The sequence below is a fragment of the Phenylobacterium sp. J426 genome (assembly GCF_024699945.1).
GTDB lineage: Bacteria > Pseudomonadota > Alphaproteobacteria > Caulobacterales > Caulobacteraceae > Phenylobacterium.
On sequence record NZ_JAJOMY010000001.1, the window covers coordinates 744,290 to 762,461 of the forward strand.

The following is an 18,172-nucleotide window of genomic DNA, read 5'->3' on the forward strand; positions in this document are numbered from 1 at the left end:
TAGGTGGCGACCGGGCCGGTCACCTTCTGCTGCGGCTGGGCCGCGGGCTTGGTCTGGGCGATCGCGCCGGACACGGCGGCTGTGGCCAGCGCGGCAGCGCCCGCGGCGAGCGCCAGCTTGCGTGCGGAAGACATTCTTTCACTCCTGAAACAGCGACGCTCGTGTAACAGCGGTCGGTTCAGGCTGGAAGGTCTCGCCAGCAGCGCACGTCGCTTCCGGCCCACGCCGTCGCGGCATGAACGCCCCGCGCCACCGCGCGCGCCAGGGTGTCGGCGGCGAGAGCGCCCAGTCGCGCCACGGTGAGGTCCGCGGGCGCCTCCAGCCGCCTCCGGCCCGTCGACAGCGCAAAGACGATGTCCCCGTCGAACGGGGCGTGCACCGGACGGATGGCGCGGGCGAGACCGTCCTGCGCCATTACCGCCAACCGCTTGGCCTGGGCCGGAGTCAGAACCGCATCGGTGGCCACGCAGGCGATGGTCGTGTTCCGCGCGGCGTCCGGCCGCTTCGCCAGCCCCCCAGACGTCTGGCTCCGCCGCCAGTCCGGCCGAGCCGAGGCCGCCGAATTCGGCGCCGAGTTCGTAGGGCGCCGCCCAGAACGACCGTCCGCCGGGAGCGACCACCGATCCCCACGAATTCACCGCCACGAGGGCCCCGATCGCATAGCCGTCGTGGCTGGTCACCGACGCCGAGCCGATCCCGCCCTTCAGCGCTCCGGCCATCGCGCCGAAGCCCGCACCGGCCGTGCCCAGCTGGAAATCCTCACCGGCGCCCAGCGCCGCCATGCGACCCAGGGCGCGGTAGGGCGGCGCCTCACCCCAGGCCTTGTCGCCGCCATTGGCGATGTCGAAGAGGATCGCCGCCGGGACGACTGGCGACGGCGGAACACCGGGCATCAGTCCGAAGCCACGCCCCTGCGCGCCCAGCCAGGCGACGACGCCGTCCGCCGCCGCCAGCCCATAGACCGAGCCGCCCGACAGCACGACCGCGTCCACGGCGTCGACCAGGTTCTCCGGGGCCAGCGCGTCGGTCTCGCGGGTGCCGGGCGCGCCCCCGCGCACGTCCGCGGCGCAGACCGCACGCTCGTCCGGCAGGATCACCGTCACGCCGCTCCGCACGCGCGCGTCTTCGGCCTGCCCGACTTTCAAGCCCGGCACGTCGGTAATGAGGTTGCGGAGCCCAGGCCTTGCGCGCATCTCGACCATACCCCGACCTCGCACGAGCCGACGCTTGTTGTCCACGCAGGCGGGGCTATGGTCGCCGCCGCCCGCCTCCGGAGTGACCTGTGACCGTCAAGACGCGCTTCCTTCCGCTCGCCCTGTCCGCCCTGCTCATGGCATGCCAGTCGCCGGGCGGACCGGCGGTGTCGGCGGGACCTCCGTCACCTGCTGGGGCCGCGGCCGTGAAGGGCCAGGCGATGGTCGCCGCCGCCAATCCGTTGGCCGTGGAAGCGGGCCTGCGGGTGTTGCGCGAAGGCGGCTCGGCGATCGACGCCGCGGTCGCGGTCCAGGCTGTGCTGGGGCTCGTGGAGCCGCAGAGCTCGGGCCTCGGCGGCGGCGCCTTCCTCACATACTACGACGCCCGCACAAAGACGGTCACCGCCTACGACGGCCGCGAAACCGCGCCCGCCGGCGCCCACGCCCGACATGTTCCTCGATGAGGCGGGCAAGCCGCTCAACCGCGCGGCCGCCGTCCTGTCCGGCCGTTCCACCGGCGCGCCGGGCGCCGTGGCGATGCTGGCCATGGCCCAGGCCGATCACGGCAAACTGCCCTGGAATCGCCTGTTCCTCGACGCCGAGCGCCTCGCGGATCAGGGTTTCCCCGCCCCCGGCCGCATGGCCATGTCCGCGGCGAGCCGCTCGCCGCAGGCGTCGACGCCCGACGCGCTCGCCTATTTCACCAAGCCTGACGGGACCAAGATCCAAAAGGGCGACACCGTCCGCAATCCGGCCTATGCGGCCACGGTGCGCAAGATCGCCGCCGAGGGTCCCAAGGCCTTGCTGGAAGGTGAGATCGGCGAAGCCATCGTCGCCAAGGTCCGTGAAGGCGAGCGGCCCGGCACGCTCACCCTCGAGGACCTCAAGCGCTACAAGCCCCGCAAGGGGCAGGCGCTGTGCCGGCCGTTCCGGGTCTACATCGTCTGCACGCCCGGCGCGCCGCCGGGCGGACCCGCCGTCCTGCAGGGCCTTGGCCTGCTGGAGCGCACCGACGTCGCCGCCCATCCCAATGACGCCGAGGGCTGGTACCTCTTCAGCCAGGCCAGCCGGCTGATGTACGCCGATCGCGACCGCTACATCGGCGATCCGGCCTTCGTGCATGTGCCGATCGAGGGTCTGCTGGAGCCCGCCTACCTCGATCAGCGCGCCAAACTGATCGGCCCCGTCGCCAGCCCGACGGCCCCGCCCGCAGGCACGCCGCGCGGAGCCCAGGCCCGGGCCCCGGATCAGACGAAGGAGCCTGCCGGCACCACCCATTTTGTGGTCGTCGACCGCGCCGGCAACGTCGTGTCCATGACCACCACAGTGGAGAGCATCTTCGGCTCCGGCCGGATGGTCCACGGCTTCTTCCTGAACAACCAGCTCACGGACTTTTCCTTCTCGCCGACTGACAAGGACGGCGCGCCCATCGCCAATGCGGTGGGCCCGGGCAAGCGGCCACGTTCGTCGATGGCGCCGGCCATCGTGCTCGACCGCAACCGCAACTTCGTCGCTGCGGTGGGCTCCCCGGCGGCCCGGCGATCCTGGCCTATAATCTCAAGGCCCTCGTCGCCATGCTCGACTGGAAGATGCCGGTGCAGGAGGCGATCAGCCTGCCGAACCTGATCGCGTCCGGGACCTTCTATGCGGCCGAGGTCGACAAGTTCTCGCCCGAGATCGCCCAAGGCCTGGCGGCCAAGGGCATCGTGCTGCGCTCGGGCGCAGGGGCCGAAGGCTCGGGCCTGCACGGGATCGAGATGACGCGGCAGGGTCTTCGCGGCGGCGCCGATCCGCGGCGCGAGGGCGTTGCTGTCTTGCTGGACTAGCGCGCGCGCCTAGGCCGGATTCTTCGTCCGCCTCCGGCGTGCCGTCGCCTTCGTCGGCGCGCCGGGCAGGCGGATTTCGAAGGTTGCGCCTTCGGGCCCGGTGGACGCCAGGGTCAGCTCGCCGCCGTGCCCGATCGCGAGCTCCCGAGCGATGGCCAGGCCCAGCCCGGCGCCGTCCGGCCGTCCAGAGCCCGCGAACGGCTGGAACAGCCGCTCGCGCACCCGCTCTGGGATGCCAGGTCCGTTGTCCGAGACCCGTATCACGGAGGCGTTCGGAGCACTTTCCAGCGCCACCTCGATGCGCCCCTGCCGCTGGCGGCCGTCCTGGTGCTCGATCGCCTGGCGGGCGTTGCGGAACAGGTTGACCAGGATGCGGTGGAGCTGGTCCGGATCGGCCAAGACCTGGTCCGAGCTGTCCATGTGGCGCACCAGGCGCAGCCCGCGCTCGGTGACCCCGGCCTCGAAGGCCGCTTCGTCCACCGCATCGGCCAGCCGCAGCGGCCTGGGTTCGGGCGCCGCCTCCTGGGTCTTGCCGTAGGTCAGCACGTCCGAGGCCAGCTTCACCGCTCGGTCCAGCGCCCGCTCCAGCCTCGGCAGCGCCTGGCTGACCTTCGGGTCCTTCAGGGCCGCCAGCCGCTCCGACGCGATCTGGGCCGAAGTCAGCATGTTCTTGAGGTCGTGGTTGATCTTGGCCACCGCCTCGCCCAGCGCGGCGAGCCGGGCGCGGGAGTTCAGCGCTGCGCGCAGGTCGGCCTGCATCCGGTCGAGCTCCGCCTCGGCGCGGCCGATCTCGTCGCGGCGACCCGACAGCTCCACCCGCGCGCTGGGGTCTTCCGGGTCGGCCCGGAAGCGCTCCATCGCGTAGGTGATCCGCTGCATGGGCCGCACGAGGAACAGGTTCAGCGCCACGAACACCAGCACGCCGGCGAGGGTCGAGACGAAGGCCACGATGGCCAGCAGACGCCAGAGGTAGCTCGCGAGCGCCCGCTTCAGCTCGGTGTCGACGGCGACGAACTCGATGAACTCCGCCTCCCGGAAGCGGGGTTCGGCCACCACCCGGACGCGGCGCCCTTCGGGGCCGAAGATCGTCCGGAAGGGCGCGAACAGGCCAAGGCCGGCCGCCCGCGGCCGCAGGTCCACCAGATAGGGCGCTTCGGCCGGACGCGCGCCTGCGAACACCAGCGAACGCACGCCGTCCACCGAGATGGCCACGATCTCGACGCCTGCGCCTTCGAGGAGCTGGGTCTTGAGCTGCTCACTGACGACGCGGTCAGGCGCGACCTCGGGCGCAAGGGACGCCAGCTCGGCGGCCCGCACCCGGTCCAGCAGCCACTGGCGTTCATAGGCGGAGAGCGTCGGAGGAATGGCGATCAAGCCGCCCAAGAGGGCGAACAGCACCGTGAGCACCAGCAGGCGTGCGGAAAGGCCGCCGGGCCAGAAGATGCGGCGCCTGCTCCTTTCGGGAGGCTCCTTGGGCGCAGAGGCGTCCGCCATGATCTCCGAGTTAATCCGTAAGCCCTGCCAGAGCAACGCGGGGGAAACCCGTGAGGCTTCCGGCAAGCTGCGCTATTTCGCGCCTACCGCCGCGCTGAGCGAGCGGAAACCGTCCGCCTGCAATCTCTGAGCGAGCTCACGCTTGATCCGCGTCACCAGGGCGGGCCCCTCGAACACCAGGGCCGAATAGAGCTGCACGGCGGACGCGCCGGCGCGGATCTTGGCGTAGGCGTCGGCGCCGGAGGCTATGCCGCCCGCCCCGATCAGCACCAGCCGTCCGGCCGAAACCTCGGCGAACCGCGCCAGCACCTGCGTGGACAGCGCCATCAGCGGCGCTCCGGACATGCCGCCCGCCTCATCCCGGAAGCGCGACTTGAGCCCCTCGCGGCCGAGCGTCGTGTTCGAGACGATGATCCCGGAAAGACCATGCGCCGCCACCACCTCGGTGATGCTCTCGACCTCGCCGTCCTCCAGGTCGGGTGCGACCTTCAGGAACATCGGGACCAGCCCCGCCGCGGGCAGGCCGTCACGCGCCTCGGCGATCCTCCCCAGAAGTTCCTCCAGCGCCGCCCGGGTCTGGAGGGCCCTCAGTCCCGGCGTGTTCGGCGAGGAGATGTTGAGGGTGAAGTAGCTCGCCAGCCCCCACAGCCGCGTCAGCCCGGTGACGTAGTCGCCGACCTCGATCTTCGGAATCCTTGTTGGCTCCGATATTGGCGCCAACCACGCCAGGGCCGCGGCGCGCGAGCCGACCGGCGAAGGCCTCAAGCCCCTCATTGTTGAAGCCCATGCGGTTGATCACCGCCCGATCCTCGGTGAGCCGGAACAGCCGTGGACGGGGGTTTCCCGCCTGCGGTTTCGGGGTGACGGTGCCGCACTCCACGAAGCCGAAGCCGGCCTTCAGCATGGGGCCGAAGACCTCGGCGTTCTTGTCGAAGCCGGGCGCCAGGCCGACCGGATTTGGCAGCGTGAGCCCGGCCACTGCGGTCGAGAGGATCGGATCGTCTGGGGCGCCGTGCGGTCCCAGGCCCGCCTTCAACCCGCGGATGGCGAGGCGATGGGCGTCCTCGGGATCGAGCCCCCGCAATGCCCGCGTCGCCAGGCCGTGCAGCGCGCTCACGCCAGGACTCCGACCTGCGGCACGCCGTCCGCGTCCAGCGGCGCTTCCGTCACCGCGCGAACCTGAGCCATATCCAGCGCGCCGTAGAGGTGCGGGAAGAGGTCGCCGCCGCGTGACGGTTCGAACTTCAGCGCGGGCCCGAGGTCCTCGGTCTCGACCTCGAGCACCACGAGATCAGACTGCCCGGCGAAGTGTCGCCGTGCGGTCTCCTGCGCCTGCGCGGCGGTCGAGAAGTGGATGAAGCCGTCCGCGACGTCGATCTCGGAGCCCTCGAAGCGGCCGGACGCCTGCGCCGCGGCCCAGTCGGCCCGCGGCAGGATCTTGTAGATCCGGCTCATCGCGGCGGGTCGGGATAGAACAGGCCGCCGAAGCTCGGACGGCCGTTCGCGTCGAACAGGAACACCGACGTCGCCGCCGGCGGGAACTTGCGCTGGGCCTGGTTGATCAGGTCGGAGGGCGCCGAGCCCTCCATCAGCAGCTGGATGGTCAGCTCCTGCAGGCCCGGATTGTGCGCCACGATCATTACCGTGTCTGCGGCCTTGCCTGCGGCCTTCGCGGCGTGGCGCAGGGCGCCGGAATCGGCATGGTACAGATCGGGCTCGAAGCGGACGTCTGCGTCGGGGAAGGTCTTGGCCATCGCCTCCCAGGTGTCGCGCGTGCGGGCCGAGGTCGAGACCAGGACCACATCGGGCCGGAAGCCCAGGTCGTCCAGGCTGGCTCCCATGGCGGCCGATTCCAGCACGCCGCGCGGCGCGAGGCGTCGGTCGAAGTCGTCGCCGCTCAGCGAATCCGGTTCGGCCTTGCCGTGCCGGAAGAGGATCAGCCGCTGCATGAGGAATCCTTGGCCCGTGCGCCTTCTAGCCGAGCGCGGCGGCGCTGCAAGCCATTGACAGGGAAAGGCCCGGGCGGTCCAAGGCGGCCATGACGGCGCAAGCCCAGATCGGCGGGAGCTTCGAGACGGGCGGCGGGACCTGGCGGTTCCCGGCGAACCAGCCATTGCACCTGGACTCCGGCGGCCGGATCGCGCCGCTGGAGATCGCCTACAAGACGTACGGCCAGCTGAACGAGACCAGGTCCAACGCCGTGCTCGTCTGCCATGCGCTCACGGGCGATCAGCACCTGGCCTCCACCCACCCCGTCACAGGCAAGCCCGGCTGGTGGAGCCGCGTCGTGGGCCCTGGCCTGCCGCTCGACCCCGAGCGCTACTTCATCGTCTGCACCAATGTGGTCGGCGGCTGCATGGGCACGACGGGCCCGGCCAGCACCAACCCCGAAACCGGGGACCCCTACGGCCTCGCCTTCCCGGTCATCACCATCGCGGACATGGTCCGCGCCCAGGCCATGTTGATCGAGGCTCTGGGAATCGAGACCCTGTTCGCCGTCGTCGGCGGGTCCATGGGCGGCATGCAGGTGTTGCAGTGGGCGGCGGATTATCCGGAGAGACTGTTCAGCGCCGTCTGCATCGCCGCCGCGCCGCGCCATTCGGCGCAGAACATCGCCTTCCACGAGGTGGGCCGCCAGGCGATCATGGCCGATCCCAACTGGGTCGGCGGCGCCTATCTGAAGGCCGGCGTGCGCCCCGAGAAGGGTCTCGCCGTGGCGCGGATGGCCGCGCACATCACCTACCTCTCCGAGCCCGCCCTGCAGCGGAAGTTCGGCCGCGAACTGCAGCGGGACGGCCTCTCCTGGGGCTTCGACGCCGACTTCCAAGTGGAAAGCTATCTGCGGCACCAGGGCGCCAGCTTTGTCGATCGCTTCGATGCCAACAGCTACCTCTACATCACCCGCGCGCTCGACTACTTCGATCTGGCCGGCCAGGCCGGCGGCTCGCTGGCCGAGGCGTTCCGCAAGGCGCGCGGGGTGAAGTTCTGCGTGCTCTCGTTCTCGTCCGACTGGCTCTATCCGACCGCCGAAAGCCGCGACATCGTCCGCGCCCTCAACGCCGCCGGCTGCCGGGCCAGCTTCGTCGAGATCGAGAGCGACAAGGGCCACGACGCCTTCTTCCTCGACGAGCCGCAACTCGACGCCACCCTGCGCGGCTTCCTGGCCGCCCAGGCCTCCGCCCGTGGACTGGCCTGATGGGACGGGCATGACCGCGATGCGCGAAGACTTCCGCGAGATCCTGCGCCTGGTGCGCCCCGGCGCCCGCGTCCTCGACGTCGGCTGCGGCGAGGGCGAGTTGCTGGAGCTGCTGACCCGCGAGAAGCGCGTCGACGGCCAGGGCCTGGAGATCAGCCCCGAGGGCGTCTCCGCGTGCCTCGCCCGCGGCCTGGCGGTCGTGCAGGGCGACGGCGATCGCGACCTGGACCACTTCCCGACGCGCGCCTTCGACTACGCGATCCTTTCCAAGACCCTGCAGCAGATGCGCGAGCCGCGGCACGTGCTTTCCGAACTGCTGCGCATCGCCGACCAGGCGGTCGTCTCGGTGCCGAACTTCGGCCATTGGAAGGTCCGCTGGGCGCTGCTGTCGCGCGGCCGCATGCCGGAAACCGGGGCGCTGCCCGAGCCTTGGTGGTCGACGCCCAACATCCACCTCTGCACGCTGCGCGACTTCACCACGCTCTGCGAGGAGTTGGACCTGCGCATCGACGCCTGCGCGGCCCTGGAAGGCGGCAGGCCCGCGCGCCCCATCGACCCAGCCAAGCCGATCGAGAACTGGCGCGCCGAGACGGCGCTGTTCCTGCTGAGCCGAAGGACCGAGGCCGCGCCCGAGGGCATGCCGCAGAACCTGTTCGGAGAGGTCGAGCTGCCGACGCCGGAGGGCCTCGCGCCGAGGCCCCGGCGGAAGAAGGCGCGAGCCTAGCCCGCGATCGCCGCCGCGCCGGTCTCGCCCGTGCGGATGCGCAGCGCCTGTTCGAGGTCGATCACGAACACCTTGCCGTCACCGATCTTGCCGGTGTTGGCCGAGGCCTGGATCGCCTCGATCACCTTGTCGACGATGTCGGCCGGCGCGGCGATCTCGAGCTTCACCTTCGGAAGCAGCTTCACCTCGTACTCGGCCCCTCGATAGACCTCGGTCTTGCCGCGCTGGCGGCCGTAGCCCCGCACCTCGGTGACGGTAAGGCCCGAGGCGCCCGCCTCTGTGACTGCATCCAGCACCGCATCGAGGCGGCTGGGCTTGATGACCGCGATGATCAGCTTCATGCGCCACGCGACTCCGGTTTCCGCAATGAAGCTAAGGCTTTCGCGGCCTCTTCGCCAAGACCTCCCGCGCCGTGGCGGCCTTCGGCGCCGCCGAAACGGGCGCCGCGACCACAGGCGCCCGCGAGGTCACGCCGGCCGGCCGCGGCGCGAGCACCGGTCGCGCGACGCCGGCTCGCACGCGATGGCCCTTCGGCTTGACCGCATAGGTCTGCTTCACCGCCTCCATCAGCACCAGGCCGGCGAAACCGGGCCACAGGCGCGAGCCGGCCTGCTCGAAACCCTCGGCCCAGCGCGCCATCCAGGCCACCGGCGGCACATACAGCGCCCGGGTCCAGCCCGATGGCTCGAGCTCGGCCTCCCGCAGCAGTTCGGCCAACTGACCGCGGCTGTACGGTCGTCCGTGCCCAAGCGGCGTCTTCTCGGTGTTGGCCCAGAGCCCATTGCGCGAGGTCACCGTCACGATCACCCGGCCGGACGGCGCCAGCACCTGCCACACCTCCTTCAGCAGGGCGACGGGATCGGCGCTCTCCTCGATGGCGTGGATCACCAGGATCCGGTCGAACAGCGCGTTGCGGAACGGCAGGGCGTCCTCGGGTGTCAGAACCGCGAGATTCCGCCCGTCGTGCGGCCAGATCTCGACCCCTTGCTGCGCCGGCATGGCGGCCACGACCCGCCGCGCCGTCTGCCGGAACGGGCCGACGAAGGGCGTGCCGTAGCCCAGGGCCAGGACATCCAGGCCGTGGGCGTCGCCCCAGGCTTCGACCAGTTTGCGCTCGACCATGGCGCGAGCCGCCCGGCCGAGGTCCGAGCCGTAGAACTGGCGGAGTTCGAGGACGTCCCTTCGCATCGCTCCCGAGGTATGCTCGACGCAGCCTTACGACCAGCCTAAACCGGTTGCAGGAGATCGGAACATGCCACTCAAGGTCCATCAGTTCCCTTGCCTGGAAGACAACTACGGCTTCCTGATCCGGGATGAGGCCTCCGGCCTGGCGGCCTGCGTCGACACGCCCGAGTCGGGCGCCATCCTGCGCGAGCTCGACAAGCTCGGCTGGAAACTGGCCCTGATCCTCAACACCCACTGGCACCCGGACCACGCCGGCGGAAACGCCGACATCCAGGCCGCCACCGGCGCCAAGATCGTCGGACCCAAGGAAGTGACGCGCATCGCGCCGCTGGACCGCGAGGTGAAGGGTGGCGACGAGATCATGCTTGGGGAGACGCGCTTTCGGGTCATCGAGAGCGGTGGCCACACACTGGGCCATATCGCCTATCACGATCCCGACGACGGGGTCGCCTTCGTCGGCGACACCCTGTTCGCCCTGGGCTGCGGCCGCCTCTTCGAAGGCACGCCCGAGCAGATGTGGGCGAGCCTGCAGCGGCTGGCCGCCCTGCCCGACGACACCCGGGTCTACTGCGCCCACGAATACACCGCGTCGAACGCCCGCTTCGCGCTGTCGGTCGATGACGATCCAGGCCTCAAGGCCCGGGCAGAGGCGATCTTCGCCGCCCGTGAGCGCGGCGAGCCCACTGTGCCCACCACCATCGGCCTGGAGAAGGCGACCAACCCGTTCCTGCGGGCCCCGGCCCTCGCGAGCCGCGTCGGGGCGGCCGGCGAGCCGGACGCGAAGGCGTTCGCCGCCGTCCGGGCGGCCAAGGACGTGTTCCGCGGCTAGCGCGGCCTAGTTTCCGGCCGCGACCCGGATGATCCGGTCGGATGAGGGTCGTCCGGCGAGTCCCTGGGCGGGGGCGACGGTGATCCGCAGGACGTCGTCCTCGATCTCCGCTTCGGACCTCCGCCCTTCGACCAGCAGCACCTTGCTGAACTGCATGAGCAGCGCGCGACCGTCCTTGCGCCGCGACATCCGCACCACCGCCACGCTGGTGACCGTCGCCGCATCGGCGATCAGGGCCGAAGAAGCCGGCGTGGCCTCGGCTTCGAAGAGAATGGTGCGCCGCGCCGCCCGGCTGGCCCGCAGGCTGGCCTGCGCCAGGCGCTCGAGCAGAGCCTGGGGTCCGAGGGGCGCCAGCTTCAGCGGTGGACCGTCGCCGGCCAGGGCGGCGGCCGCGCCGGCGGGCCGCGCGTCGGTGAACAGCGTCACGCCGCCCAGCCGCGTGGCTCGCAGCACCGGCTCGCCGAGGTCGTTCTTGTAGATGACGTCGCCGCGCGGCGCGGGCATCGGTTGCAGCGCCCAGACCTCGGGACTGTCCTCGAACTTCAGCAGCGGGCGGCTGTGCGTGCGGTCCAGCACGAAGACCTGGCCATCTTCCGAGACGTAGCGGGCGATGGGCGGGGCCGATCCATGACGGCCGGAGCCGCCGTGCTTGCCGAACAGGCCTTCGCGCAGGCTCTCCTGCGCCACCGAGGGCGTGGCGAATCCGGCTGCAAGCGCTGCGAGCAGCGCCACGAAGACCGCTTTCCTGGACGCCGTCGGCTCGCCCGTCATGATTGGCCAGCAGATGCCGTGCGAGCGTGGCGCTTTTTGGACGCCCGAACGGCGGTTACCCGACGAGGTATTGTCCGCCATTCAGCGACAGCGTGGTGCCGTTCACGTAACCCGCGCGCTCGCCGGCCAGGAACGACACGGCGTCGGCGATCTCCTCGCCGCGCCCAAGGCGGCCCGCCGGGATCTGGGCGATGATGCCTTCCAGCACCTTCGGCGGCACGGCCTGGACCATCTCGGTGTCGACGTACCCGGGGGCCACACAGTTCACGGTGACGCCCTTCCGCGCGTTTTCCAGGGCCAGGGCCTTGGTGAAACCGATCACGCCCGCCTTGGCGGCGGAGTAGTTGGTCTGCCCCAGCTGGCCTTTCTGGCCGTTGATGGAGCTGATGTTGACGATGCGGCCCCACTCGCGCTCGCGCATCCCTTCGATGACCTGGCGCGTCATGTTGTAGAGCGAATCCATGTTCACGCGGATGACCTCGCTCCACTGCTCCGGGGTCATCTTGTGGAAGAACCCGTCGCGGGTGATCCCGGCGTTGTTCACCAGCACGTCGACGGGCCCCAGCTCCGCCTCCACCTCGCGGACCGCCCGCTGGCAGTCCTCGAACACGCCCACGTTCCCCTTCACCACCATCACGCCCAGGGACTTGGCGCAGGCCAAGGCGGCCTCGTCGTTGCCGGAGTAGCCCGCCGCCACCTTGAACCCATCGGCGCACAAGCGTTCGACGATCGCCCGGCCGATACCGCGCGTGCCGCCCGTCACCAGAGCTACCCTGGCCATCCGCGAACCTCCCTATCCGCGGGCTAAGTCCCGCTCAGATCTTCTCGACGCAGAGCGCCACGCCCATGCCGCCGCCGACGCAGAGCGTGGCGAGGCCCCTGGAGGCGTCGCTCCGCTTCATCTCGTGCAGCAGCGTGGTCAGCACCCGCGCGCCCGAGGCGCCGATCGGGTGGCCGATGGCGATCGCGCCACCGTTCACGTTGACCTTGTCCGGATCGAGGCCGAGCTCACGCACCACGCAGATCGACTGGGCGGCGAACGCCTCGTTGGATTCGACCAGGTCGAGGTCGGAGACCTTCCAGCCGGCCTTCTCCAGCGCCTTGCGGCTGGCCGGGATCGGGCCCGTGCCCATGATCTCGGGGTCGACGCCGGCATGCGCCCACGACGCAATGCGGGCCAGCGGCTTCAAGCCGCGCTTCTGCGCCTCTTCCGCGCTCATCAGCACGAGGGCCGCGGCGCCGTCGTTGATGCCCGAGGCGTTGGCGGCGGTGACCGAACCTTCCTTGGCGAAGGCCGGCTTCAGGCCGGAAACGCTGTCCAGCGTCACGCCGTGGCGGATGTACTCGTCCTGATCGACGATCGTGTCGCCCTTCCGGCCCTTGATGGTCACGGGCGCGATTTCGTCCGCGAACTTGCCGGCCTTCTGGGCCGCCTCGGCGCGGTTCTGCGAGTTCACCGCGAACCGGTCCTGGTCCTCGCGGGTGATCTGCCAGCGGGCGGCGATGTTCTCCGCCGTCTGACCCATGTGGTAGCCGTGGAAGGCGTCCCAGAGCCCATCCTTCAGCATCGTGTCGACAAGTCCGAGCTCGCCCATCTTCGTGCCGTTGCGCAGGTTCGCGGCATGGGGCGACTGGCTCATGCTCTCCTGACCGCCGGCGACGACGACCTTGGAGGAGCCTTCCGCGATCTGCTGGGCCGCCAGCGCGACGGCGCGGAGGCCCGACCCGCACAGCTGATTGAGGCTCCATGCCGGGCTCTCGACGGGCACGCCCGCGGCCACCGCCGCCTGGCGCGCCGGCCCCTGGCCCGCGCCGGCCTGAAGCACCTGGCCCATGATCACCTCGTCGACGTCCGAGGCCTGGATGCCGGCGCGCTCGACCGCCGCCTGAATCGCCACCTTGCCCAGTTCATGCGCCGGCACGCTGGCCAAGGCGCCGTTGAACGAGCCCACGGGCGTGCGGGCGGCGGAAACGATGACGATGTCGCTCATGACGGGGCTCCTCAGGACTGTTCGAACGCGGCCCGGCTTCTTCTATCGACAAGCTCAGCCCCTCGGGCAAGGCGCCTGGAAGAGAATCCTTTCGTGACATTTGCTTATGCGCTCGCATCCGCGATACTGCGCTGCAGAACGAGGCCGCGCCCGGCGCCGCCTACGCATAAGGGTCAGGGATGGCAGACACCCAGGAGTCCGGCGCCGCCGAGGGCGAGCGCGTCGTCATCAAGAAGTACGCCAACCGGCGGCTCTACAACACGGCCTCGTCCAGCTACGTCACCCTCGAACATCTCGCCGAGATGGTGAAGAAGGGCGTCGACTTCGTCGTCTACGACGCCAAGACCAACGAGGACATCACCCGCACGGTCCTCACCCAGATCATCTTCGAGGAGGAGGAAAAGAGCCAGGGCCAGTCCCTGCTGCCGATCCAGTTCCTCCGGCAGTTGATCAGCTTCTACGGCAACTCGATGCAGGCCTTCCTGCCGAGCTATCTGGAACTGTCGCTGGCCTCGTTCGCACAGCAGCAAGAGCGGCTGCGCGCGGCGATGAGCGGCGCGGGCCTCGCGCCGGGCGCTGGAGCCGGGATGGGCGTCTACGAGGACCAGATCCGCCAGAACCTGCAGCTCTTTGATCGGGCGATGAAGATGTTCTCGCCCTTCGCCTACGCGCCAGCCGGCAAGGCCGAGGAGCCGACCCCCGCCCCTGCCGCGGCGCCGAAGGCCGACGACGAGGCCCTCGACCAGCTGCGCAAGCAGATGGCCGAAATGCAGGCTCAGATCGAGAAGCTTGCGTCCAAGGGTTGAACCTGGCGCACCCTTTGCAGTTTAGGGGTCATGATGTCCCGAATTGACCGCATCCGGCGCGTTACCCAGGTAGGCGGCCTCGTCCGCGCCGATCAGGACCCGCACGAGGGGATGGACGAACCGAAGATCGTTCGCCTTCCGGCGGTTGCGCCCGCGGCCAAGTCGCCGCCGTCCGGCGATGGCGATCCGGGCGCCGTCTTCACCGCGCAGCTCATCGGCCAGGATGGCCAGAAGCGCGGCCTGCGCGCCGGCCCGCTGCACATCGAGGCCGCCCGTGGCGCCTACAACAAGGTCGAGTGGTCGGGCTCGAAGGACCGCCGCGCCCGCGCCGGCCGCAACGCGAAGACCGAAATCTAGCCTCTGAGCTTGGCGAGCTCCGCCTCCAGCGCCGCCACCCGCCGCTCCAGCGCGCCGATCCGGTCCTCACCGTCCTGGGGCGTCGGCGTCGAAATCCCGGCCCGATCGGCAACCTCCGCCGCCGTCACGCCCAGGAGCTCGGCAAAAGCCGCCACCTCGCGGGCGGAAAGTTCCCGCTGATCCTTGAAGATGAGCGTGAGCTCGTCCGCACCGATCCCGGCCGCGGTCGCCAGCACCGCGCGCGACAGCCCCCGCTCGGAGAGCCGGGCGTCGAACCATTCCGCATCGAAGAAGAGAGCCATGGGTTGGCGCCGGACTTGCTTAACCGTGATCGCAACCTTCGATCACGGACCCGGCGATGATTCAATTCGTGCTGAAGACCTTCGACCTGGCCGTCGTCACCCTGATCTTCACCGCCCTCACCTGAGGCGGGGCTAGACCTCGTCCCAGCCGCCGGGGATGCGGGCGCGCGACTGCAGCCACATCACCCCGAACAGGTCCGACAGCGAGGCCCAGAGGCGGCCGAGGTTGGTGTACTTCGACCGGCCGGTCTGCCGATGCCGGTGGTTCACCGGCCGGAACTCCGAACGGAAGCCTTCCCGGATCATCAGCGCCGGCAGATAGCGGTGCATATGGTCGAAGTAGGGAAGCCGCAGGAACGCCTCACGGCGGAAAGCCTTCAGCCCGCAGCCGGTGTCGTTGGCGGTGTCCTTCAGCAGGCGCTTGCGGACTCCGTTTCCGACCTTCGAGGCGATCTTCTTCGCCTGACTGTCCTGGCGCTTCACCCGTTCCCCGCCGACCATGGCGAGGTCGTCGGGGCCGGCCGCCAGCGCGTCCACCAGACCGGGACCGTCCGCCGGGTCGTTCTGGCCGTCCCCGTCGAGGGTCAGAATGATCGGCCCCCGCGCCGCCAGCACCCCGGTGCGGATCGCGCGGCTTTGGCCCGCGTTCTGGCGGTGCCCCACCACCCGCAGCTGCGGAATCTCGGCCTTCAGCGCCGACAGCGCCGCGCGCGTGCCGTCGCGGCTGGCGTCATCGACGAAGACGATCTCGAAATTGCGGCCCACGAACGCAGCCGCGATCTCCCGCGCGAGCGCGGGCGCTGCGCCCTCCTCGTCGAAGACCGGGACCACAACGGAGATGTCGGGCGTGTTCGCCATGCCTCCCCATAGCGGAAGGACGGATCGTGCTACTAGAGGCGCAATGACGCTCGAGCGCCTGATCACCGACTGGAGCCGCGGCTGGCGGGGGCCTGCGGGCGCCGCCTTCATCGCCTTCGTGGCCGGCCTGCCGGGCCTGCTGGCCGTACCGCCGCTGGATCGCGACGAGTCGCGATTCGCCCAAGCCACCGCCCAGATGCTCGAGACAGGCGACTATGTCGTCATCCAGTTCCAGGATCAGCCGCGCTTCAAGAAGCCGGTGGGCATCCATTGGCTGCAGGCCGCCAGCGTCGACCTCGTCTCCAGTCCCGAGGCCCGGGAGATCTGGGCCTATCGCCTGCCGTCGCTGCTGGGGGCGATGCTCGCCGCCGCAGCCTGCGCCTGGGGCGCGGCCGCGTTCTTCGGAGGCCCGGCCGGGTTGGCGGCCGGCGCGCTGCTGGGCGCGACGTTCCTGCTTTCGACAGAGGCCTTCATCGCCAAGACGGACGCCGTGCTGGCGGGCTCGGTCACCCTTGCGCTCGCCGCCCTGGGACGCCTCTACGCCGCCGCGCGCGGCGGGCCGCCGGCGGGGCGGCGAACCGAGCCGCTGTTCTGGGCGGGACTCGCCGTCTCGATTCTGGTGAAGGGGCCCGTCGGCCCTCTCGTGGTCGCGCTCACCATGCTCACCCTGGCCCTCTCGGATCGCCGCGTCGGCTGGATCGCGCGGCTGCGCTGGTACTGGGGCTTTATCGCCATCCTTGCAGTCGTCGGGCCGTGGGCGGGCGCCGTCACCGTGGCCACCGACGGCGGGTTCTGGACCGAGGCCATCGGCGCCGACCTCGCCCCCAAGTTGGCGGGCGGCCAGGAGAGCCACGGCGCGCCACCGGGCTATCACACCCTGCTCACGCCGCTGCTGGCCTTTCCGATCACCCTGTTGCTGCCGGCCGCCCTGGCCGTCGCCTGGACCCGGCGCAGCGAGCCGGGGGTCCGCTTCGCGGTGGCCTGGCTGCTTCCGGCCTGGCTGCTGTTCGAGCTGATGCCGACCAAGCTCCCGCATTATCCGCTGCCCGCCTATGGCGCCCTGGCCTGGCTGGCCGCCGCGGCCCTTTGTCCAGCCGATCGGCCCGCGGGCCCGCTGGATCGGGGCCATCCTCGCCGCGCTCGTCGGCCTCGCCCTCGCCGGCGGGGTGATCTACCTGCTGAGCCTCTACGGCGATCCGTCCGACGCGTGGGCCGCGGCGTTGACGGCCGCGCTGCTTCTCGCGGCCGGTCTCGTCGGCGGCTATCTGACGATCCGGGACGCGCCGCGCGCGGGGACCGCCGCCGCCCTCGGGCTCGCCGTCGCCGCCCACGGCGCCTTGGCCGCCGCCCTCGTGCCGCGCCTCGATCCGCTCTGGACTTCCGCCCGGGTTGGCCGCGCCATGGCCGACCTCCGCTTGCTGCCCCGCCAGGGCGTCGCCGAAGCGCCGGTCGCGGTGGCGGGCTACGCCGAACCCAGCCTCGTCTTCGCGCTCGGCACGCCCACCGAGCTCTTCGGCCCCGCCGAGGCCGCCCAGGCCATCGCCGAGAACCGTCCGGCGATCGTCGAAGCCCGCGAGGAGGCGCCGTTCCGCGAGCATCTCGCCGCGCGAGGAGTCACCGTACGTGAAGTGGCTCGGGTCGACGGCCTGAACTATTCCAAGGGCGACGAGGTGACGCTGCGGGTCTACATGCCCGCCCATCAGGTGCGTGAGGTGAGGCCATGAGCCGCCGGATCGAGATCGTGGAAGTGGGCCCGCGCGATGGCCTGCAGAACGAGAAGACGCTGCTCGAGGTGGAGCAGAAGCTCGAGCTGATCCGCAGGCTCGAGGACGCCGGCGCCCGGCGCATGGAAGTGGTCTCCTTCGTGAATCCCAAGCGCGTGCCGCAGATGGCCGGCGCCGAGGAGATCATGGCGGCTCTGCCGAAAACCTCCGGCCGCTCGCGCATAGGCCTTGTGCTGAACCAGCGCGGCTGGGACCGCTGCGTCGAGGCCAAGTGCGACGAGGCCAATGTCGTGGTCTGCGCCACGGACGGCTTCGGCATCCGCAACCAGGGCGCCTCGGTGGCCGAGCAGGTGGACGCGCTCGGTGCGATCGTCGCCGCACGCCGCCTGGAGGACCCGCCGATCTCGGTCACCGTCTCGGTGGCCTTCGGCTGCCCCTTCGACGGCGAGGTGCCCGAGGAGCGCGTTGTGGAAATCGTCCGCGCGGCCGCCGACATGCGGGTCGCCGAGATCGCCCTGGCCGACACCATCGGGGTCGCCGACCCTTGGACCGTGCGCAAGCGCGTGGAGGCTGCCCGCAAGGCCGCTGGCAAGACTCCGCTTCGCCTCCACTTCCACGACACGCGCAACACCGGCCTCGCCAATGCCTTCGCGGGCGTCGAGGCGGGGGTCGACGTGCTCGACGCCAGTGTCGGCGGGCTGGGCGGATGCCCGTTCGCGCCGAATGCCACCGGCAACGTCGGGACCGAGGATCTCGTCTACATGCTGGAGCGCGCCGGCTTCGAGACCGGCTACGACCTGGGCAAGCTGATCGGCATCGGCAAGTGGGTGTCGGACCTGTTGGGCAAGGCCCCGGCCGCCTCGCTGACCAAGGCCGGGCCGTTCCCGCTCCCGAAGCCGGCGGCGGCCTGACGGCC

18 protein-coding genes and 4 pseudogenes are annotated in these 18,172 nt (G+C 70.6%); 9 read left to right on the forward strand and 13 right to left on the reverse strand.

Annotated elements, in window-relative coordinates:
* Positions 1–178: 178 nt before the first annotated feature.
* Together LRS10_RS24265 and LRS10_RS24270 are read right to left on the reverse strand one after the other, a co-directional pair.
* Entirely contained in the window at positions 179–466 is a 288-nt protein-coding gene (locus LRS10_RS24265) for a P1 family peptidase (RefSeq protein WP_308238011.1), read from the reverse strand.
* 214 nt (positions 467–680) lie between these two features.
* Positions 681–1,202, reverse strand: a pseudogene (locus LRS10_RS24270) (P1 family peptidase); the annotation flags it as partial.
* 128 nt (positions 1,203–1,330) lie between these two features.
* Between LRS10_RS24270 and LRS10_RS03890 the strand changes: the two are divergent.
* Positions 1,331–3,019, forward strand: a pseudogene (locus LRS10_RS03890) (gamma-glutamyltransferase family protein).
* 9 nt (positions 3,020–3,028) lie between these two features.
* Here the strand turns inward: LRS10_RS03890 and LRS10_RS03895 are convergent.
* From LRS10_RS03895 to LRS10_RS03910, 4 genes and pseudogenes are all read right to left on the reverse strand, one after another.
* Positions 3,029–4,513 (reverse strand): sensor histidine kinase, encoded by a 1,485-nt coding sequence (locus tag LRS10_RS03895; protein WP_257836100.1) that lies wholly within the window; start codon positions 4,511–4,513, stop codon positions 3,029–3,031.
* 72 nt (positions 4,514–4,585) lie between these two features.
* Positions 4,586–5,630, reverse strand: a pseudogene (locus tag LRS10_RS03900) (quinone-dependent dihydroorotate dehydrogenase).
* Positions 5,627–5,968 carry a DUF952 domain-containing protein gene (locus LRS10_RS03905; RefSeq protein ID WP_257836101.1) on the reverse strand — a complete coding sequence of 114 codons (342 nt, stop codon included), beginning with the start codon at positions 5,966–5,968 and terminating at the stop codon, positions 5,627–5,629. The pseudogene LRS10_RS03900 and the gene LRS10_RS03905 overlap by 4 nt, the downstream one beginning before the upstream one ends.
* Complete coding sequence (locus LRS10_RS03910; protein ID WP_257836102.1) at positions 5,965–6,462, reverse strand: histidine phosphatase family protein; 498 nt, start codon at positions 6,460–6,462, stop codon at positions 5,965–5,967. The genes LRS10_RS03905 and LRS10_RS03910 overlap by 4 nt, the downstream gene beginning before the upstream one ends.
* A gap of 89 nt (positions 6,463–6,551) precedes the next feature.
* Here LRS10_RS03910 and LRS10_RS03915 point away from each other — a divergent pair, with 89 nt between their 5' ends.
* Together LRS10_RS03915 and metW are read left to right on the forward strand one after the other, a co-directional pair.
* Complete coding sequence (locus LRS10_RS03915) at positions 6,552–7,709, forward strand: homoserine O-acetyltransferase (RefSeq protein ID WP_257836103.1); 1,158 nt, start codon at positions 6,552–6,554, stop codon at positions 7,707–7,709.
* 10 nt (positions 7,710–7,719) lie between these two features.
* Positions 7,720–8,433: a methionine biosynthesis protein MetW gene (gene metW, locus LRS10_RS03920; protein ID WP_257836104.1), complete on the forward strand. Its 714-nt coding sequence runs from the start codon at positions 7,720–7,722 to the stop codon at positions 8,431–8,433.
* Here the strand turns inward: metW and LRS10_RS03925 are convergent.
* Entirely contained in the window at positions 8,430–8,774 is a 345-nt protein-coding gene (locus LRS10_RS03925) for a P-II family nitrogen regulator (protein WP_257836105.1), read from the reverse strand. The genes metW and LRS10_RS03925 overlap by 4 nt on opposite strands.
* 31 nt (positions 8,775–8,805) lie before the next feature.
* The gene (locus LRS10_RS03930; protein ID WP_257836106.1) at positions 8,806–9,621 is read right to left on the reverse strand and encodes a class I SAM-dependent methyltransferase; all 816 of its coding nucleotides are present in this window, start codon (positions 9,619–9,621) and stop codon (positions 8,806–8,808) included.
* Between the two features lie 64 nt (positions 9,622–9,685).
* Here LRS10_RS03930 and gloB point away from each other — a divergent pair, with 64 nt between their 5' ends.
* A complete protein-coding gene (gene gloB, locus LRS10_RS03935; protein WP_257836107.1) occupies positions 9,686–10,447 on the forward strand; it encodes a hydroxyacylglutathione hydrolase in 762 nt (253 codons plus the stop codon).
* 6 nt (positions 10,448–10,453) lie between these two features.
* Here the strand turns inward: gloB and LRS10_RS03940 are convergent, their stop codons facing one another.
* From LRS10_RS03940 to LRS10_RS03950, 3 genes are all read right to left on the reverse strand, one after another.
* Complete coding sequence (locus tag LRS10_RS03940) at positions 10,454–11,179, reverse strand: DUF4908 domain-containing protein (RefSeq protein ID WP_257836108.1); 726 nt, start codon at positions 11,177–11,179, stop codon at positions 10,454–10,456.
* A gap of 94 nt (positions 11,180–11,273) precedes the next feature.
* Positions 11,274–11,999 carry a beta-ketoacyl-ACP reductase gene (locus LRS10_RS03945; RefSeq protein ID WP_257836109.1) on the reverse strand — a complete coding sequence of 242 codons (726 nt, stop codon included), beginning with the start codon at positions 11,997–11,999 and terminating at the stop codon, positions 11,274–11,276.
* A 34-nt stretch (positions 12,000–12,033) separates the two neighbouring features.
* Positions 12,034–13,209, reverse strand: a complete 1,176-nt coding sequence (locus LRS10_RS03950; RefSeq protein ID WP_257836110.1) for an acetyl-CoA C-acetyltransferase — start codon at positions 13,207–13,209, stop codon at positions 12,034–12,036.
* Positions 13,210–13,388: 179 nt separating this feature from the next.
* On the opposite strand from LRS10_RS03950, the gene phaR reads away from it, so the two are divergent.
* Both phaR and LRS10_RS03960 read left to right on the forward strand, forming a co-directional pair.
* On the forward strand, positions 13,389–14,015 hold the full coding sequence (gene phaR, locus LRS10_RS03955; protein WP_257836111.1) for a polyhydroxyalkanoate synthesis repressor PhaR: 627 nt from the start codon (positions 13,389–13,391) through the stop codon (positions 14,013–14,015).
* A gap of 33 nt (positions 14,016–14,048) precedes the next feature.
* Positions 14,049–14,372, forward strand: a complete 324-nt coding sequence (locus LRS10_RS03960; protein WP_257836112.1) for a hypothetical protein — start codon at positions 14,049–14,051, stop codon at positions 14,370–14,372.
* Here LRS10_RS03960 and LRS10_RS03965 read toward each other — a convergent pair.
* Together LRS10_RS03965 and LRS10_RS03970 are read right to left on the reverse strand one after the other, a co-directional pair.
* Positions 14,369–14,674 carry a helix-turn-helix transcriptional regulator gene (locus LRS10_RS03965; protein WP_257836113.1) on the reverse strand — a complete coding sequence of 102 codons (306 nt, stop codon included), beginning with the start codon at positions 14,672–14,674 and terminating at the stop codon, positions 14,369–14,371. The two genes, LRS10_RS03960 and LRS10_RS03965, sit on opposite strands and share 4 nt — an antisense overlap.
* Before the next feature lie 132 nt (positions 14,675–14,806).
* Positions 14,807–15,532, reverse strand: a complete 726-nt coding sequence (locus LRS10_RS03970) for a glycosyltransferase family 2 protein (RefSeq protein WP_257836114.1) — start codon at positions 15,530–15,532, stop codon at positions 14,807–14,809.
* 196 nt (positions 15,533–15,728) lie between these two features.
* Between LRS10_RS03970 and LRS10_RS24275 the strand changes: the two are divergent.
* The 3 genes and pseudogenes from LRS10_RS24275 to LRS10_RS03980 all read left to right on the forward strand — a co-directional run.
* Positions 15,729–16,229 (forward strand): annotated as a pseudogene (locus LRS10_RS24275) (ArnT family glycosyltransferase); the annotation flags it as partial.
* Positions 16,230–16,584: 355 nt separating this feature from the next.
* On the forward strand, positions 16,585–17,256 hold the full coding sequence (locus LRS10_RS24280) for a hypothetical protein (RefSeq protein ID WP_308238032.1): 672 nt from the start codon (positions 16,585–16,587) through the stop codon (positions 17,254–17,256).
* Positions 17,253–18,167, forward strand: coding sequence for a hydroxymethylglutaryl-CoA lyase (locus LRS10_RS03980; RefSeq protein WP_257836115.1), 915 nt, complete (start codon positions 17,253–17,255; stop codon positions 18,165–18,167). The genes LRS10_RS24280 and LRS10_RS03980 overlap by 4 nt, the downstream gene beginning before the upstream one ends.
* Positions 18,168–18,172: the final 5 nt, after the last annotated feature.

Excerpts from the sequence above, each read along its gene's own strand:
- gloB (WP_257836107.1), top strand. The coding sequence starts at position 9,686 with ATGCCACTCAAGGTCCATCAGTTCCCTTGCCTGGAAGACAACTACGGC.
- LRS10_RS03945 (WP_257836109.1), bottom strand. The coding sequence starts at position 11,999 with ATGGCCAGGGTAGCTCTGGTGACGGGCGGCACGCGCGGTATCGGCCGG.
- LRS10_RS03950 (WP_257836110.1), bottom strand. The coding sequence starts at position 13,209 with ATGAGCGACATCGTCATCGTTTCCGCCGCCCGCACGCCCGTGGGCTCG.
- LRS10_RS24280 (WP_308238032.1), top strand. The coding sequence starts at position 16,585 with ATGGCGCCCTGGCCTGGCTGGCCGCCGCGGCCCTTTGTCCAGCCGATC.
- LRS10_RS03895 (WP_257836100.1), bottom strand. The coding sequence starts at position 4,513 with ATGGCGGACGCCTCTGCGCCCAAGGAGCCTCCCGAAAGGAGCAGGCGC.
- LRS10_RS03980 (WP_257836115.1), top strand. The coding sequence starts at position 17,253 with ATGAGCCGCCGGATCGAGATCGTGGAAGTGGGCCCGCGCGATGGCCTG.
- LRS10_RS03970 (WP_257836114.1), bottom strand. The coding sequence starts at position 15,532 with ATGGCGAACACGCCCGACATCTCCGTTGTGGTCCCGGTCTTCGACGAG.
- LRS10_RS03915 (WP_257836103.1), top strand. The coding sequence starts at position 6,552 with ATGACGGCGCAAGCCCAGATCGGCGGGAGCTTCGAGACGGGCGGCGGG.
- phaR (WP_257836111.1), top strand. The coding sequence starts at position 13,389 with ATGGCAGACACCCAGGAGTCCGGCGCCGCCGAGGGCGAGCGCGTCGTC.
- LRS10_RS03930 (WP_257836106.1), bottom strand. The coding sequence starts at position 9,621 with ATGCGAAGGGACGTCCTCGAACTCCGCCAGTTCTACGGCTCGGACCTC.
- LRS10_RS03925 (WP_257836105.1), bottom strand. The coding sequence starts at position 8,774 with ATGAAGCTGATCATCGCGGTCATCAAGCCCAGCCGCCTCGATGCGGTG.
- LRS10_RS03910 (WP_257836102.1), bottom strand. The coding sequence starts at position 6,462 with ATGCAGCGGCTGATCCTCTTCCGGCACGGCAAGGCCGAACCGGATTCG.
- metW (WP_257836104.1), top strand. The coding sequence starts at position 7,720 with ATGACCGCGATGCGCGAAGACTTCCGCGAGATCCTGCGCCTGGTGCGC.
- LRS10_RS03905 (WP_257836101.1), bottom strand. The coding sequence starts at position 5,968 with ATGAGCCGGATCTACAAGATCCTGCCGCGGGCCGACTGGGCCGCGGCG.
- LRS10_RS03960 (WP_257836112.1), top strand. The coding sequence starts at position 14,049 with ATGTCCCGAATTGACCGCATCCGGCGCGTTACCCAGGTAGGCGGCCTC.
- LRS10_RS03965 (WP_257836113.1), bottom strand. The coding sequence starts at position 14,674 with ATGGCTCTCTTCTTCGATGCGGAATGGTTCGACGCCCGGCTCTCCGAG.